Source organism: Actinomadura rubteroloni, assembly GCF_002911665.1.
Lineage (GTDB): Bacteria > Actinomycetota > Actinomycetes > Streptosporangiales > Streptosporangiaceae > Spirillospora > Spirillospora rubteroloni.
Window position 1 is genome coordinate 653,526 of the sequence record NZ_MTBP01000002.1, and the last position, 14,824, is coordinate 668,349.

Genomic DNA, 14,824 nt, shown 5'->3' on the forward strand with positions numbered 1-14,824 from the left:
AACGACTCAGGTCGCCGCGATGATCGTCGCGTTCCGTCCGGCCGTCAGCGCGGCGTGCCGGGCGATGGCCGAGGTGTCGGTCAGCGACGCGATCTGGTCGATGACGGCCCGCAGCCGCGCCGCGTCGTCCGCCGCGCCCGTGAACGCCTCCCGGAAGGCCGGGTCCAGCGTCGCCGGGGCGCCCGCGAGCATCAGGTCGGCCAGCTCCAGCACCAGTTCCCGCTGGCGCGCCCGCTCCCGCTCGTGGCTGATCCAGACGTAGTGCGCCGTGATCCCCTTGAGCACCGCGCACTCCAGCCGCTGCGCGCGCGGGACGATCAGCTCCGCCCCGTACCGCGTCAGCCGCCGGTCGCCGAACTCGTGCCGGGTCGCCTTCTCGGCGGCCAGGCAGAACCGGCCGATCAGCGAGCTGGTCAGGTTCTTCAGCGCGGCGAGCGAGCGGGCCGTGCCGTCGTAGCGCTCCGGCCAGTACGACTCGGCGAGCAGCGCCGTGAACCGCTCCTCCAGCTCGGCGGGCTCGGCGACGAGCGGCGACGCGGCCCGCTCGGGACGCCGGGCGCGCGGCACCGGATGCGGCCCCTCGCCGGACCGTTCCGTGCAGTACAGCTCGACCGCCGTCGCCGCGACGGCCCGGCGCTCGGCGGGGTCGGCCAGCAGCGCGACGTCGATGTGCCCGGCGACGAACGCGTCCTCCAGGTCGTGGACGGAGTAGGCGACGTCGTCGCTCCAGTCCATGACCTGCGCCTCGAAGCACGTGCGGTCGTCGGGCGCGCCCTCGCGGATCCACCCGGCGTAGTCCATGTCGTCCTGGTAGACGCCAAATTTCCCATTTACGGCGTTCGCCTGGGACCACGGGTACTTCATCGCCGCGTCCAGCGACGCGCGCGTCAGGTTGAGGCCCACGCTGCGGCCGTGCAGGGGCGGGCCGTCCGGCGCGAACGACTTCGGCTCCAGCCGCGTCAGCACCCGCAGGCTCTGCGCGTTGCCCTCGAACCCGCCGCAGCCGCGCGCGACCTCGTCCAGCGCCGCCTCGCCGTTGTGGCCGAACGGGGGATGCCCGATGTCGTGCGACAGGCAGGCCGTCTCCACGACGTCGGGATCGCAGCCGAACGCGCGGCCCAGCTCCCGTCCGATCTGGGCGCACTCCAGCGAGTGCGTGAGCCGCGTCCGCAGGCTCTGGACGTTGTTCTCGGGCTCGGCGCCGGGCGAGGCGACCTGCGTCTTGGCGGCGAGCCGGCGCAGCGCGGCGCTGTGCAGCACCCGCGCCCGGTCCCGCTCGAACGCGCCCCGGCCCCGCCGCTTCGGCGGTTCGGGCGCCCAACGCCGCCGGTCGCGGTCGGAGTAGTCGTTCATGGTCCTGCCCAGCCTAGCGGGGCCGGGGCGACTGCTCCGCGGGGTCGGTGATCGGGGCGTTCCCGGTCGTCTCGCCCGGCACGCGGACGCTCTTGCCGAGCAGGACGTACGACAGGTAGGCCCCGGTCTCGCGGACGATGTAGCGGTACTGGGTGTCGCGCGTCTGGACGCTCGGCCCGCTGCGCGTCGGCGACGACGCCGCCGTGATCCCGTTGTCCTCGGCCATCTTCTTGGAGCGCAGCCCGTGCCACGGGTCGGTGACGATCACGCCGGACGACCAGTGCCGCTGCTTGTAGACGCGTCCGAGCGCCTGGAAGCTCTGGAGCGTGTCGCGCCCGGACGGCACCGCCACCACCCGGTCGGCCGGGACGTGCCCCTTCTCGACGAGCCAGCGCCGTCCCGACTCGGCCTCGGTGTAGTTGTCGCCGGGCGCCTTCCCGCCGACCGTGACGATGCGCGGCGCGACGCCGAGCCGCCACAGGTCCAGCGCGTGCTGGAGCCGCCACTTCAGCGTCGGCGACGGGACGCCGTTGTACTGCGCGGCCCCGAGCACGATGATCGTGTCCGAGCGGGGCCGCTCGTCCTGCCGGGCCTGGTACCAGACGCGCCAGCACACCGCGAGCGGCGTCAGCACGACCGTCGCGAGCACCGCCGCTATGATGATCATGCTGATGCCGAACACGCGCGACCGGGGCCGCCGCCGCTTCTTCTTGCGTCCGCTGTCGGGGGGCCCGGATTCGTCGTCCCACCGGTCCGGGTCCGGTGTCTCGATCTCCATCGTCATCGCACTCGCCACGGTAGTCAGACGAGCGCCGGACCGTTGCCGGTTCACGCGTGCGGGCACCTGGTTCGACCGGATTTGTGTCACCCGGCCGCCGGGGCGGCCGGGTGACCGACGCTCAGCGGTGGTCGCTGCCGACCGCCTCGATCGCGGCGCGGCCCGCCTCCAGCCGCGCCACCGGCACGCGGAACGGCGAGCAGGACACGTAGTCCAGGCCGACCTCGTGGCAGAAGTGGACGGAGTCGGGGTCGCCGCCGTGCTCGCCGCAGATGCCGAGCTTGATGCCCGGCCGCGCCCGGCGCCCCTCCTCGGCGGCGATGCGGACGAGCCGTCCGACGCCGTCGCGGTCCAGCGTCTCGAACGGGGACACGCCGAAGATCCCGAGGTCGAGGTAGCGCGAGAAGAACGCCGCCTCCACGTCGTCGCGGGAGAAGCCCCACGTCGTCTGGGTGAGGTCGTTGGTGCCGAAGGAGAAGAACTCGGCTGCCTCGGCGATCTGCCCGGCGGTCAGCGCGGCCCGGGGCAGCTCGATCATCGTGCCGATCAGGGCCGGGACGTCCACGCCGGTCTCGGCCGCGACGTCGGCGAGGACCTTCTCGGCCTCCTCCCGGACGGCCTCCAGCTCCTGCACCGCGCCCACCAGCGGGATCATGATCTCCGGCCGGGGGTCGCCGCCCGCGTTCCGCCGGTCGGCGGCGGCCTCGGCGATCGCCCGCACCTGCATAGCGAAAAGTCCGGGAATCACCAAACCGAGCCGCACACCTCGCAAACCCAGCATAGGGTTCTGCTCGTGCAGCCGACGGACCGCCTCCAGCAGCCGGCGGTCCTTCGGGTCGGCCGCGTCGCCCGCGAGGGCCACCTTGACCGCCAGGTCCGTCAGATCGGGGAGGAATTCGTGCAGGGGCGGGTCGATGAGCCGGATCGTCACCGGCAGCCCGTCCATCGCCGCGAAGATCCCGGTGAAGTCCTCCCGCTGGAGCGGTTCGAGGGCGTCCAGCGCCGCCTGCCGCTCGGCGCCGTCCTCGGCGAGGATGAGCTGCTCCACGAGCTGGCGCCGGTCGCCGAGGAACATGTGCTCGGTCCGGCACAGGCCGATGCCCTGGGCGCCGAAGCGGCGCGCCCGCGCGGCGTCCTCGGGGGTGTCGGCGTTCGCGCGGACGCTCAGCCGTGCCGCCGCGTCCGCGTGCGCCATGAGCCGGTCGACGGACGCGACCAGCTCGCCGCCGTCCTCGGCCGACAGCTCGCCCTCGAAGTACTGGACGACCGGCGAGTGCCGCACCGGCACCTCGCCGAGGTAGACGTCGCCGGACGTCCCGTCGATCGACACGACGTCGCCCTCCCGGACGACGATCCCGCCGGGCGCGGTGAGCGTCCCGGCCTTGACGTCCACCTCCAGCTCCTCCGCGCCGCACACGCACGTCTTGCCCATGCCGCGCGCGACCACGGCGGCGTGCGAGGTCTTGCCGCCGCGCGAGGTGAGCACGCCGCGCGCCGCGACCATGCCGGCCAGGTCGTCGGGGTTGGTCTCGCGGCGCACGAGGATGACGTCCTCGCCGCGTCCGGCCAGCTCGACGGCCCGCTCGGAGGTGAAGACGGCGGTGCCGACGGCCGCGCCCGGCGAGGCGTTCATGCCGCGGGTGAGCCGGGTGACGCCGTCGAGCCGCGCGTCGTCGAAGCGCGGGAACATGAGCTGCGCGAGTTGGTCGCCGGTGACGCGCTGGGCGGCCTCGTCGGCGTCGATGAGCCCCTGGTCCAGGAGCTGGCAGGCGATGCGGAACGCCGCGGCGGCGGTCCGCTTGCCTACTCGGGTCTGGAGCATCCACAGCTTGCCGCGCTCGATCGTGAACTCGATGTCGCACATGTCGCGGTAGTGGTTCTCCAGCGTCTCCATGATCTGGAGCAGCCGGTCGTAGGACGCCTTGTCGATCGTCTCCAGCTCGGTCAGCGGAACCGTGTTCCGGATGCCCGCCACGACGTCCTCGCCCTGCGCGTTCTGGAGGTAGTCGCCGTAGATGCCCTGCTGCCCGGACGCGGGGTCGCGCGTGAACGCCACCCCGGTGCCCGAGTCCAGGCCGAGGTTGCCGAAGACCATCGAGCAGATGTTCACGGCGGTGCCGAGGTCGACCGGGATGCGCTCCTGCCGCCGGTACAGGATGGCGCGCTCGGCGTTCCACGAGTCGAAGACGGCCTTGACGGCCAGGTCCATCTGCTCGCGCGGGTCGGACGGGAACTCGCGGCCCGCCTCGTCCCGGACGAGCCCCTTGAAGGTCGCCACGAGTCCGCGCAGGTCGTCGGGGGTGAGCCCGGCGTCGTCGGTGGTGCCGCGCGCCTTCTTCGCCGCCTCGATCGCGTCCTCGAACAGCTCGCCGTCGATGTCCAGGACGGTCTTGCCGAACATCTGGATGAGGCGCCGGTAGGAGTCGTAGGCGAAGCGCTCGTCCCCCGCCTGGGCCGCGAGTCCGAGGACGGAGTCGTCGTTCAGCCCGATGTTGAGGACGGTCTCCATCATCCCCGGCATGCTGAACTTCGCCCCGGACCGCACGCTCACCAGCAGCGGGTCGGACGGGTCGCCGAGCCGCTTGCCCATCGACGACTCCAGAGCGGCCAGATGGGCGTCGATCTCGTCCTGCAGCCCGGCCGGAACGGTCCCGTGCTCCAGGTAGTGCCGGCACGCCTCGGTCGTGATGGTGAAGCCGGGGGGAACCGGCAGGCCCAGGTTGGTCATCTCGGCCAGGTTGGCGCCCTTGCCGCCCAGCAGGTCCTTGAGGTCTTTGTTGCCCTCAGTGAAGTCGTACACGAACTTTGGCACGGGGAGCTCCTTCTCGCTCCGATGATGACCAATCGGGGGGACCTGACGCCCGTGTCCGGCACGCCGCCTCATCGCGGTGGCCCGGCCGCGGACCCGGTCTCCCGTTGGCGGGGACTGTACCCGCGTGGCGCGGATCTCCCGCCCGCCCCCCGCCCCAGCCAGAAAAAGACCAGGTCAGACCACCTGTAGTGGTCTATTCCACTAGCGGCGATCCGCCATCGATCAGGGCACAGATCACGTGCCGGGACGGCGTGCGCATCGCCACCGAAAGGGAATGATGGATCAAGGAGGTGAGGTTGTGAGGCCGATGGTCGCCGGTGGCCGGGCGGGGGATCCGTTCGCCCCGATCGCCGATTACGGGTTCCTGTCCGACTGCGAGACGACGGCCCTGGTCGCGCCGAGCGGGAACATCGAGTGGATGTGCCTGCCGAAGATGGACTCGCCGAGCGTGTTCGGGTCCATCCTCGACCGTGACGCGGGATACTTCCGGCTCGGTCCCGCCGGTGTCGAGGTGCCCGCAGCCCAGCGCTACATCCCCGGCACGATGGTGATGGAGACCACCTGGTGGCTCCACGGCGGGTGGGTCGTCGTCACCGACGCCCTGCTCATGGGCCCGTGGCACCACGAGACGGAGCGGTCCCACACGCACCGGCGGGCGCCGACGGACTACGACGCCGACCATGTGCTGCTGCGCATGATCCGGTGCGTGAACGGCCAGGCGCAGATCCGCCTGGACTGCATGCCGGTGTTCGACTACGGGCTCACGCCCGCCCGCTGGGAGCACACCGGGCAGGGCTACCACGAGGCCGTGGCGCGCGGGAACGGGATCAACCTGCGGCTCAACACCGACCTGAACGTCGGGTTCGAGGGGTCGCTCGCCACGTCCCGGACGCTGCTCAAGCAGGGCGACGCGCGGTTCGTCGCGCTGTCGTGGAGCGAGCACGCGCCGCCCGCCGACTACGCCGAGGCGCACGAGCGGCTGGTGTGGACCGTCCACCACTGGCAGCACTGGCTGGACCGGGGCCAGTTCCCCGACCACCCGTGGCGCAGTCACCTGCAGCGCAGCGCGCTGACGCTCAAGGGGCTGACGTTCGGGCCGTCCGGAGCGGTCGCGGCGGCGGCGACGACCTCGCTGCCCGAGACGCCCGGCGGGGACCGCAACTGGGACTACCGCTACACGTGGATCCGCGACTCCACGATGGCGCTGTGGGCGTTCTACACCCTCGGTTACGACTGGGAGGCCAACGACTTCTTCTACTTCATCACCGACGTCGCCGAGGCCGCCGAGGGCAAGCTCCAGATCATGTACGGCCTGGACGGACGGGAAGAACTCCCCGAGTCCACGCTCGACCACCTCAGCGGGTACGACAACGCCCGTCCGGTGCGCATCGGCAACGAGGCCTACATGCAGGCGCAGCACGACGTGTGGGGCGCCATCATCGGGTCGATCTACATGTTCGTGCGCAAGCGCGACCGCCTCGACGACCGGCTCTGGAAGATCGTCGTGAAGCAGGTCGAGGACGCGCTGGAGAACTGGCGGACGCCCGACTGCGGCATGTGGGAGGTGCGCGGGGAGCCGCAGCACTTCACGTCGTCCAAGGTGTTCTGCTGGGTCGCGGCCGACCGGGGCGCGCGGCTGGCGCGGATCCGCGGCGACCACGGCCGCGCCGAGCGCTGGCAGCGCGCGGCCGACGAGATGCACGCCGACGTCCTCGCCAACGCGGTGGACGAGCGGGGCGTGTTCGTCGCGCACTACGGCGCGGACGCGCTGGACGCGTCGGCGCTGCTCATCCCGCTGCTCGGCTTCCTGCCCGCCGACGACAAGCGGGTCCGGGAGACCGTCCTCGCGATCGCCGACGAGCTGACCGAGGACGACCTCGTCCTGCGGTACCGGGCCACCGAGACCGACGACGGGTTCGAGTCGGAGGAGGGCACCTTCACCATCTGCTCGTTCTGGATGGTGAGCACGCTCGTCATGATCAACGAGCTGGACCGCGCGCGGACGCTGTGCGAGAAGCTGCTGTCCTACGCCAGCCCCCTCCAGCTCTACGCCGAGGAGATCGACCCGCACACGGGCCGCCAGCTCGGCAACTTCCCGCAAGCGTTCACCCACCTGGCGCTGATCAACGCGGTCATGCAGGTGATCCGGGCCGAAGAAGAGGAGCGCCGGCCCGGCCTGATGTAACCCGCGTCCCTGTCCCACCCCGACAGACGAAAGCGCTGAGGCTTCCCCCACGAACGGAAGCCTCAGCGCCCACGCCGAATCCACAGCCCCCCGACGACGAGCCGCAACAACCACGCCTGCGCGAACCCGCTCGCCACCATCATCAGCACCGGAAGTCCGGGCTTGAGGCCATCGAGGGAAGCACCGAAAAGGGCGTCCGTCACCCCGGTCACGACCGCGCCCAGCGGCAGGGTGACGAGCAGCAGCCCGAGGGCGCTGAGCCCGGAATCGTCGGTTCTCAGCCCGACCGCCGCGTCGATCGCCACGGCGACCACCACTACCGCGTAACCGCCCGCCACCAGGGCCGCCGCCCGCTCGCGCTTCGTCATAAGACAAGGCTGGCGGACGGCGTTCCCGGTCGCCTGAGTACGGGTACTCAAATCCGGCGGCGGAGCCGGCGTCCCGGGGACGCCCGGGCTCAGCAGCCGACGAGCTGGGCGGCGAGGAAGCCCTCGACCTGCGAGATCGCGATGCGCTCCTGGCTCATCGTGTCGCGCTCGCGGATGGTCACCGTGTCGTCCTCCAGCGTGTCGAAGTCGACGGTGACGCAGAACGGGGTGCCGATCTCGTCCTGGCGGCGGTAGCGGCGGCCGATGCCGCTCGCGTCGTCGAACTCGACGTTCCAGTTCCGGCGGAGCTGCGCGGCGAGGTCGCGGGCCTTCGGCGACAGGTCGGTGTTGCGCGACAGCGGCAGCACCGCGACCTTGACCGGGGCGAGCCGCCGGTCGAGGCGCATGACGGTCCGCTTCTCCGGCTTGCCCTTGGCGTTCGGGGCCTCGTCCTCGGCGTAGGCGTCCATCATGAACGTCAGCGTGCAGCGGTCCACGCCCGCCGCCGGCTCGATGACGTACGGGACGAACCGCTCGCCCGACTCCTGGTCGAAGAACGACAGGTCCGTGCCGGACGCCTTGGAGTGCGTCGTCAGGTCGTAGTCGGTGCGGTTCGCGACGCCCTCCAGCTCGCCCCACTCGCTGCCGATGAAGCCGAAGCGGTATTCGACGTCCACCGTGCGCTTGGAATAGTGCGACAGCTTCTCGGCCGGGTGCTCGAACAGCCGCAGGTTGTCCTTGGTGATGCCGAGGTCCAGGTACCACTGGTAACGCTCGTTGATCCAGTACTGGTGCCATTCCTCGTCGCTGCCCGGACGGACGAAGAACTCCATCTCCATCTGCTCGAACTCGCGCGTCCGGAAGATGAAGTTGCCCGGCGTGATCTCGTTGCGGAACGACTTGCCGATCTGGCCGATGCCGAACGGGACCTTGCGGCGCGCGGACTGCTGCACGTTGAGGTAGTTGATGAAGATGCCCTGCGCCGTCTCGGGACGCAGGTAGGCGAGGCCCGACTCGTCCTCGACGGGGCCGAGGTAGGTCTTCAGCATGCCGTTGAACATGCGGGGCTGGGTGAACGCGCCCTTGACGCCGCAGTTCGGGCAGGTGATGTCGGCGAGCGCGGCCGGGGCGCGGCCGTGCTTCTCCTCGAACGCCTCCTCCAGGTGGTCGGCGCGGAAGCGCTTGTGGCACGACTGGCACTCGGTCAGCGGGTCCACGAAGGCGTTGACGTGGCCGGACGCCTCCCACACCTCGCGGGCGAGGATCACCGAGGAGTCCAGGCCGACGATGTCCTCGCGGCCCTGCACCATCGACTTCCACCACTGGCGCTTGACGTTGTTCTTCAACTCGACGCCGAGCGGGCCGTAGTCCCACGACGCGCGCAGACCGCCGTAGATCTCGCTCGACGGGTAGACCAGACCCCGGCGTTTGGCGAGGTTGACGATCGCGTCCATCACGTCGGAACGGCGTGCCATAACGTGTTCTCCATCCAACTGGCGGTCGGCGGGTCTGTCGGTGTTCCCCGCGGGCGCGGGGCGAGTTCCATCCCCGGTCGAGCGTCGACGCGGACGCGGCCGTGCCTGCGTCCGGTGACCTGGTGCCCAGCTTAGGGCACCCCGGAACGCGGACGCTCCTCAGTAAACCCGGCCGTCCACCGCGTTGGCGTCCACCCGGAGCGCGACGCCGCCGTGGCGTTCGCGGTGCGATCCCCGGTACTGCTTGATCCTGCGGTGCGGCGGCCACCACGCGCGGTTCAGGTAGCGGCTGTCGTAGACCGACGGACGGCCGTCCCAGTGGCCGAACCAGACCACGGGCGGCTTGGCTCGCGTGCGCGGCGCCCGCCCGATGTCGCGGATTCCGGACGCCGCGCTGCTGTAGAGGCCCGCGACGTAGTGGTGTGCGCGCAGTGTGCGCGTCCAGGTCTCGACGAAGTCCAGCACGGCGGTCCGGCAGGACGCGTCGCCGCTGTCGTAGTCCTCCAGGTCGGCGTAGATCGGGCTGCCGGCGGGGATGCCGAGCGCCCGCGCCCGGCGGACGGCGTCGGCCGCCGCGCCCGCGCCCTCGGCGCGCGCGTCGCCGCGCGTGAACCGCGCCCGATAGCGGGTGCAGGGCGCCTGCGGCCCGACATAGGTCGGGATCAGCCGGTACCCGAGCGCCCGGACGCGCCGCACCCAGGCGCGCGTCAGGTGCGGCTGCGCGCACCCGCGCGACACGCCGCCGATGTAGATGTTGGCGATGCGATAGGCCGTCCGCCAGGCGCGCATGGTCGCGAGACTCGGTGCCGCGCACGTGTCGAACGCCCGTCCCCGCACCCAGTGCGGCCGCGCGCTCTCCTGGACGGCCCGCACCGGCTCGCCGACAACCTTCCCCGCTCCGCCGCCCCGCACAACGGGTTCACCCGCCGAAGTCCCGCCCCCACCGGCCCGAGGCTTCCCACCGGGCCGCGCAACGGACGTCCCCGCCACAGGCCTCCCACCCGCCGCGGCCCCGGGCCTCCCGGCGGACCCGGTACCGGGCCGCGCGGCGGTCTTCCCCGCCGACGTCGCGGACGACTTCCCACCCGACGCGGCGCCAGGTCGTCCGGCGGACGCGGCGCCCGGCCGCGCGACAGGCTTACCGCCCGGCACGTCACCAGGCCGCGCGGCAGGCTTCCGCGACGGCGTCGGAGCGGGCTTGCCGCCCGACGCGGCGCCGCGCTTCTTTGGCGGCGTCGCGGCAGACTCGCCGCCCGGCGCGGCGGCGGGCCGGGCGCGGGGCTTCGGCGGCGGCGTCGCGGCGGGCCTGCCCGGCGCGGTGCCAGGCTGCGCGACAGGCTTTCGTGGCGTCGCGGCGCTCTTGCCGCTCGGCGCGGCGGCGGGCGTTGCCGCGGCCTGGGTGACGGGCTTCGCGGCGGAGGTTGCGCGTGGGGTGGTCGACGGCGCGGCGGGCGGTTCCCCCGGCTGCGCGGCGGGTTGCGCGGCGGACGTCTCGCGCGCGGCTGGGGCGGGCTCCCCCGCTGGTTGTGCGGTGGGGGGGTCGGGGCTCCAGGAGGGGGTCAGGCGGGTGCGGCGGATGGCGTCCTGGAGGGGGGCGGGGTCGGTGCCGTAGACGCCGGACAGGGTGACGCCCGCTTCGGGAAGCGCCACCCGGGTCAGGTGCTCGGGCGTGGCGCGGACGGCGTAGCGCGCGAGGCGGTCGGGCCGGACGGGGCCGCGCCGGCGCAGGCCGGCGGTGTCCAGCGGCTCGACGTGCAGGGCGGCGGCGCCGCCGATGACGCGGGCGGGGCAGTCGGGCTCGGCGGACGAGCCGGGGCGCCCGACGTAGACGGCGTCGACGTCGTAGCGCACGCAGCGCGTCGGCTCCCGGTCGAGCCGGTGGACGGTCCAGCCCGCCGGGACCGGCACCCGGACGCCCCGGTAGGCGACGACCGTGGTGCGCGCGGCGTGGTTCAGCGCGGCGGACGGCCCGCCCGGGGTCCCCGCGGCGGACGGCCGGAGCCCGACGACGAGGACCGCTGCCACGCTGCACGTCGCTCCGAGGACCACCGCATTGCGCATCACGTCTCCCTGGCCGTCCATGATCAGCTAGGGCGGTGATCACCGACGGCGCACCGGGGCAAACGGGCGGACGCGCGTCTTTCCCGGCCATTGACCGGTCCGGGACGCGCCCGCTCAGGAAAACGCGACGACCTCGTACGCACCGGGTTCGTCCACCGCAAGCGCCGACAGGGGGATGAACCGGGCGCGCAGGCCGGGGGTGCCGAGGGCCCTGCGGTAATATCCGGCGCCGTCCCATTCGGTGACGAGAGCCCAGAGCGACGGGTCGTCCACGGTCCGCCCGAGGCGCCCCGAGCGGTGGCCGGGGCAGGCGGCGAGGGTCTCCAGCACGGCGGTCATCTCGGCGGCGAAGCCGGGCGCGTCCGCCTCGGGCACGCGGTAGCGCGTGATCGCGATCATCCGGCCATCCTCCCGCAGGACGAATGAATGCCTGGTTTCGCCCGATTTTGACAACCATTTTCATCTTCGTCCATACTGGAGGAATGCCCGCCTCCCGGACCCGTCCCGCCGTGCTCGCCGCCGCCCTGGCGCTGGCCGCCGCCGGGCTGACGGCGTGCGGCGACGGCGGCACCGGCGGACGCGCGGACGTGCTCGCCGCCTTCTACCCGATGGCCTTCCTCGCCTCCCGCGTCGGCGGCCCCGACGTCGCGGTCAGCACCCTGACCAGGCCCGGCGCCGAGCCGCACGACCTGGAACTGACGCCGAAGCAGATCGGCCACGTGAAGAAGGCCCGCCTCACCGTCTACGTCAAGGGCCTCCAGCCCGCTGTGGACGACGCCGTCCGGCACCAGGCCGGGCGCCGCGCGCTCGACGCCGCCGCGCTCGTCCCGCTGCTGCCCGCGCCCGAGGGCAAAGGCACCGACCCGCACCTGTGGCTCGACCCGAGCCGCATGGCCGTCCTCGCGACGGCGGTCGGCGAGCGCCTCGCCCGCGCCGACCCCGCGCACGCCCCCGCCTACCGGGACCGTGCCAAGACCCTCGCCGGGCAGCTCACCGCCCTGGACACAGCGTTCAGAACGGGCCTGCGACGCTGCGCCCGCACGACGATCGTCACCGCGCACGCCGCGTTCGGCTACCTGGCCGCCCGCTACGGCCTGCGGCAGGTGCCGGTCGCGGGCGTGGACCCGGCCGCCGAGCCGTCGCCGCGCCGCCTGGCCGACCTCGCCGCGCTGGTCCGCGCGACGGGCGCCACGACCGTGTTCACCGAGACCCTGGCCAGCCCGAAGGTCGCCGCCGCGCTCGCCCGCGCGGCCGGGGCGCGGACGGCCGTCCTGGACCCGCTGGAGGGAATCAGGCGGGGGTCGGACGACGATTACCTCTCCGTGATGCGCTCGAACCTGACCGTCCTCCGCTCCGCCCTGGGGTGCCCGTGACCGATGTCCCGTTCGCGATGACCGGCGGCGTCGTCCGGCGCGAGGGCCGCGCGGTCCTGGACGGCGTGGACCTGCGCGTCGCCGCCGGGGACGTCGTCGCGCTGCTCGGCCCGAACGGCGCGGGCAAGTCCACGCTGGTCAAGGCCCTGCTCGGGCTGCTGCCGCTCGCCGCGGGCCGCACCGAGATCTACGGGACGCCGCCCGCGAGGTTCCGCGACTGGCGCCGCGTCGGCTACGTCCCGCAGCGGCTGCCGATGGGCGGCGGGGTGCCCGCGACGGTCCGCGAGGTCGTCGCGTCCGGGCGCGTCGCCCGCCGGTCCCGCTGGCGCCCCGCCGACCGGACCGCCGACCGCGCCGCCGTCGACCGCGCGCTCGACGCCGTCGGGCTCGCCGGACGCGCCCGCGACTCGGCGCACCTGCTGTCGGGCGGCCAGCAGCAGCGCGTGCTCATCGCCCGCGCCCTCGCCGGGGAGCCGGACGCGTTCGTCCTTGACGAGCCCACCGCGGGCGTCGACGCGGGCAGCCAGAGCGCCCTCGCCGCCGTGCTGGCCGGGCTCGTCGCGGGCGGCCGGACGGTCGTGCTCGTCGCGCACGAACTCGGCCCGCTCGCCCCGCTCGTCACCCGGACTGTCCGCCTGGAGCACGGCCGCGTCGCCGCCGAGGAGACCGCCTGATGGAGATGTTCCAGCTCGACTTCATGCGGATCGCGTTCGCGATGGCGATCCTCATCGGGCTCACCGCGCCCGCGATCGGGACGTTCGTCGTCCAGCGCAAGATGTCGCTGCTCGGCGACGGCATCGGCCACATCGCGCTCACCGGGATCGGGATCGGCCTCGTGACCGGGTCCTCGCCCGTCCTCGCGGCGCTGGCGGTGTCGGTGCTCGGGGCCGTCGCGATCGAGGCGCTGCGCGCCCGCAGCCGCAGCGGCGCGGACGTCGCGCTCGCCGTGCTGTTCTACGGCGGGCTCGCGGGCGGCGTCGTCCTCACCGGCCGGGAGGGCGGGCAGGTGAGCCTCCAGTCGTACCTGTTCGGGTCGATCAGCAGCGTCACCGCGACCGACCTGTACGTCGTGGCGGGGCTGTCGGCGGCCGTCCTGGCGATCCTCGCGATCTTCGGCCGGGAGCTGTTCCTGCTCTGCCAGGACGAGGACCTGGCCCGCGCCGCCGGGCTGCCGGTCCGGTTCCTCAGCGTCCTCATCGCCGCGACCGCCGCCGTGACGGTCGTGATCTCGATGCGGGCGATCGGGCTGCTGCTGGTCAGCGCCCTGATGATCGTGCCGGTGGCCGCCGCGCAGCAGGTCGCGCGGGGCTTCCTCGGCACGATGCTGACCGCGATGGCCGCCGGTGTACTGTCGGCGGTGACGGGACTGGCGGGCTCGTACGAGTACGATCTTGCGCCGGGGCCGTCCATCGTGCTGCTCGCGCTCGCGGTCTTCCTGGCCGCGGTGGGCACGGGGACCGTCCTGCGCCGCCGCCGCACGGCGTCGGCCGCCGCACGGGACGCGCGCGCCTCGAGGCGCGTGGACGTCCGGGACGTGAGCATGGACGCCGAACCGGAGGTTCTCGGGGGATGACGACGACCCGCCGCGACGCGGTACGGCAGGCGCTGGCCGACCGCGAGGGGTTCCGCAGCGCCCAGGACATCTACGCCGATCTGCGGGCCGACGGCTCCAAGATCGGTCTCACCACCGTCTACCGGGCGCTCCAGGCGCTCAGCGACGCCGGTGAGGTGGACGTCCTGCGCACCGACGACGGCGAGGCCGTCTACCGGGCGTGCCGCAGTGAGGAGCACCACCACCACCTGGTGTGCCGCGAGTGCGGCCGGACGGTCGAGGTCGCCGGGCCCGCCGTCGAGTCCTGGGCGGACGCGATCGGCGCCGAGCACGGCTTCGTGGAGATCACCCACACCGTCGAGGTGTTCGGGACGTGCGGGGAGTGCGTCGCGCGCCGTTCGTGACCTGCGATGCGGAAGAATCGGCGCATGGCTACGACACGTACCGCGAACGCGCATTGGGAAGGGCCGCTGATGGGCGGCGAGGGGAAGGTCTCACTGGACTCGTCCGGGCTGGGCGTCTACGACGTCACGTGGGCGTCGCGCGCGGAGGACCCGGGCGGCCGCACCAGCCCGGAGGAGCTGATCGCGGCGGCGCACTCGACGTGCTACTCGATGGCGCTGTCGCACGCGCTGGCCGGGGCGGGGACGCCGCCGGCGTCGGTGGACACGCGCGCCGACGTGACGTTCCAGCCGGGTGAGGGCATCACCGGCATCGTCTTGACCGTCCGGGCGAGCGTCCCCGGCATCTCCGCCGAGGACTTCGCTGCGGCGGCGCAGGGCGCCAAGGAGAACTGCCCGGTCAGCAAGGCCCTCACCGGCACGACCATCACGCTGGACGCGGCCCTCGTCTGACCTTCGCGGCGGG

13 protein-coding genes are annotated in these 14,824 nt (G+C 73.0%); 6 read left to right on the forward strand and 7 right to left on the reverse strand.

Annotated features, from left to right (window positions below):
* Positions 1-6: 6 nt before the first annotated feature.
* From BTM25_RS14535 to ppdK, 3 genes are all read right to left on the reverse strand, one after another.
* A complete protein-coding gene (locus BTM25_RS14535; protein ID WP_103563439.1) occupies positions 7-1,353 on the reverse strand; it encodes a deoxyguanosinetriphosphate triphosphohydrolase in 1,347 nt (448 codons plus the stop codon).
* A gap of 13 nt (positions 1,354-1,366) precedes the next feature.
* A complete protein-coding gene (locus BTM25_RS14540) occupies positions 1,367-2,137 on the reverse strand; it encodes a YdcF family protein (RefSeq protein WP_103563440.1) in 771 nt (256 codons plus the stop codon).
* A 115-nt stretch (positions 2,138-2,252) separates the two neighbouring features.
* Complete coding sequence (gene ppdK / locus BTM25_RS14545; protein ID WP_103563441.1) at positions 2,253-4,943, reverse strand: pyruvate, phosphate dikinase; 2,691 nt, start codon at positions 4,941-4,943, stop codon at positions 2,253-2,255.
* Positions 4,944-5,250: 307 nt separating this feature from the next.
* Between ppdK and BTM25_RS14550 the strand changes: the two genes are divergently transcribed.
* A complete protein-coding gene (locus BTM25_RS14550; RefSeq protein ID WP_103563442.1) occupies positions 5,251-7,128 on the forward strand; it encodes a glycoside hydrolase family 15 protein in 1,878 nt (625 codons plus the stop codon).
* Between the two features lie 62 nt (positions 7,129-7,190).
* Here BTM25_RS14550 and BTM25_RS14555 read toward each other — a convergent pair whose 3' ends face one another.
* The 4 genes from BTM25_RS14555 to BTM25_RS14570 all read right to left on the reverse strand — a co-directional run bounded on the left by BTM25_RS14555 (position 7,191) and on the right by BTM25_RS14570 (position 11,431).
* Positions 7,191-7,496 carry an SCO4225 family membrane protein gene (locus BTM25_RS14555; protein ID WP_103563443.1) on the reverse strand — a complete coding sequence of 102 codons (306 nt, stop codon included), beginning with the start codon at positions 7,494-7,496 and terminating at the stop codon, positions 7,191-7,193.
* 89 nt (positions 7,497-7,585) lie between these two features.
* Positions 7,586-8,971 carry a glycine--tRNA ligase gene (locus BTM25_RS14560; RefSeq protein ID WP_103563444.1) on the reverse strand — a complete coding sequence of 462 codons (1,386 nt, stop codon included), beginning with the start codon at positions 8,969-8,971 and terminating at the stop codon, positions 7,586-7,588.
* A 159-nt stretch (positions 8,972-9,130) separates the two neighbouring features.
* On the reverse strand, positions 9,131-11,032 hold the full coding sequence (locus BTM25_RS14565) for a DUF1906 domain-containing protein (RefSeq protein WP_146059059.1): 1,902 nt from the start codon (positions 11,030-11,032) through the stop codon (positions 9,131-9,133).
* Positions 11,033-11,146: 114 nt separating this feature from the next.
* The gene (locus BTM25_RS14570; RefSeq protein WP_103563446.1) at positions 11,147-11,431 is read right to left on the reverse strand and encodes an antibiotic biosynthesis monooxygenase family protein; all 285 of its coding nucleotides are present in this window, start codon (positions 11,429-11,431) and stop codon (positions 11,147-11,149) included.
* Positions 11,432-11,514: 83 nt separating this feature from the next.
* On the opposite strand from BTM25_RS14570, the gene BTM25_RS14575 reads away from it, so the two are divergent.
* Genes BTM25_RS14575 through BTM25_RS14595 form a run of 5 tightly spaced genes read left to right on the forward strand, consistent with a single transcriptional unit; the run spans position 11,515 to position 14,811 of the window.
* Complete coding sequence (locus BTM25_RS14575; protein WP_103563447.1) at positions 11,515-12,405, forward strand: metal ABC transporter substrate-binding protein; 891 nt, start codon at positions 11,515-11,517, stop codon at positions 12,403-12,405.
* Positions 12,406-12,422: 17 nt separating this feature from the next.
* The gene (locus BTM25_RS14580) at positions 12,423-13,079 is read left to right on the forward strand and encodes a metal ABC transporter ATP-binding protein (RefSeq protein ID WP_103564638.1); all 657 of its coding nucleotides are present in this window, start codon (positions 12,423-12,425) and stop codon (positions 13,077-13,079) included.
* Positions 13,079-13,978 carry a metal ABC transporter permease gene (locus BTM25_RS14585; RefSeq protein ID WP_205648117.1) on the forward strand — a complete coding sequence of 300 codons (900 nt, stop codon included), beginning with the start codon at positions 13,079-13,081 and terminating at the stop codon, positions 13,976-13,978. The genes BTM25_RS14580 and BTM25_RS14585 overlap by 1 nt, the downstream gene beginning before the upstream one ends.
* On the forward strand, positions 13,975-14,361 hold the full coding sequence (locus BTM25_RS14590) for a Fur family transcriptional regulator (protein WP_103563449.1): 387 nt from the start codon (positions 13,975-13,977) through the stop codon (positions 14,359-14,361). Before BTM25_RS14585 ends, BTM25_RS14590 begins: the two co-directional genes overlap by 4 nt.
* 24 nt (positions 14,362-14,385) lie before the next feature.
* Complete coding sequence (locus BTM25_RS14595) at positions 14,386-14,811, forward strand: OsmC family protein (protein ID WP_103563450.1); 426 nt, start codon at positions 14,386-14,388, stop codon at positions 14,809-14,811.
* The last annotated feature ends 13 nt before the right edge of the window (positions 14,812-14,824 follow it).

What these genes read in the sequence shown, in the direction of transcription:
- BTM25_RS14535 (WP_103563439.1), bottom strand. Translation starts at nt 1,353, where the DNA reads ATGAACGACTACTCCGACCGCGACCGGCGGCGTTGGGCGCCCGAACCG.
- BTM25_RS14540 (WP_103563440.1), bottom strand. Translation starts at nt 2,137, where the DNA reads ATGACGATGGAGATCGAGACACCGGACCCGGACCGGTGGGACGACGAA.
- BTM25_RS14550 (WP_103563442.1), top strand. Translation starts at nt 5,251, where the DNA reads ATGGTCGCCGGTGGCCGGGCGGGGGATCCGTTCGCCCCGATCGCCGAT.
- BTM25_RS14555 (WP_103563443.1), bottom strand. Translation starts at nt 7,496, where the DNA reads ATGACGAAGCGCGAGCGGGCGGCGGCCCTGGTGGCGGGCGGTTACGCG.
- BTM25_RS14560 (WP_103563444.1), bottom strand. Translation starts at nt 8,971, where the DNA reads ATGGCACGCCGTTCCGACGTGATGGACGCGATCGTCAACCTCGCCAAA.
- BTM25_RS14565 (WP_146059059.1), bottom strand. Translation starts at nt 11,032, where the DNA reads ATGCGCAATGCGGTGGTCCTCGGAGCGACGTGCAGCGTGGCAGCGGTC.
- BTM25_RS14570 (WP_103563446.1), bottom strand. Translation starts at nt 11,431, where the DNA reads ATGATCGCGATCACGCGCTACCGCGTGCCCGAGGCGGACGCGCCCGGC.
- BTM25_RS14575 (WP_103563447.1), top strand. Translation starts at nt 11,515, where the DNA reads ATGCCCGCCTCCCGGACCCGTCCCGCCGTGCTCGCCGCCGCCCTGGCG.
- BTM25_RS14580 (WP_103564638.1), top strand. Translation starts at nt 12,423, where the DNA reads ATGACCGGCGGCGTCGTCCGGCGCGAGGGCCGCGCGGTCCTGGACGGC.
- BTM25_RS14585 (WP_205648117.1), top strand. Translation starts at nt 13,079, where the DNA reads ATGGAGATGTTCCAGCTCGACTTCATGCGGATCGCGTTCGCGATGGCG.
- BTM25_RS14590 (WP_103563449.1), top strand. Translation starts at nt 13,975, where the DNA reads ATGACGACGACCCGCCGCGACGCGGTACGGCAGGCGCTGGCCGACCGC.
- BTM25_RS14595 (WP_103563450.1), top strand. Translation starts at nt 14,386, where the DNA reads ATGGCTACGACACGTACCGCGAACGCGCATTGGGAAGGGCCGCTGATG.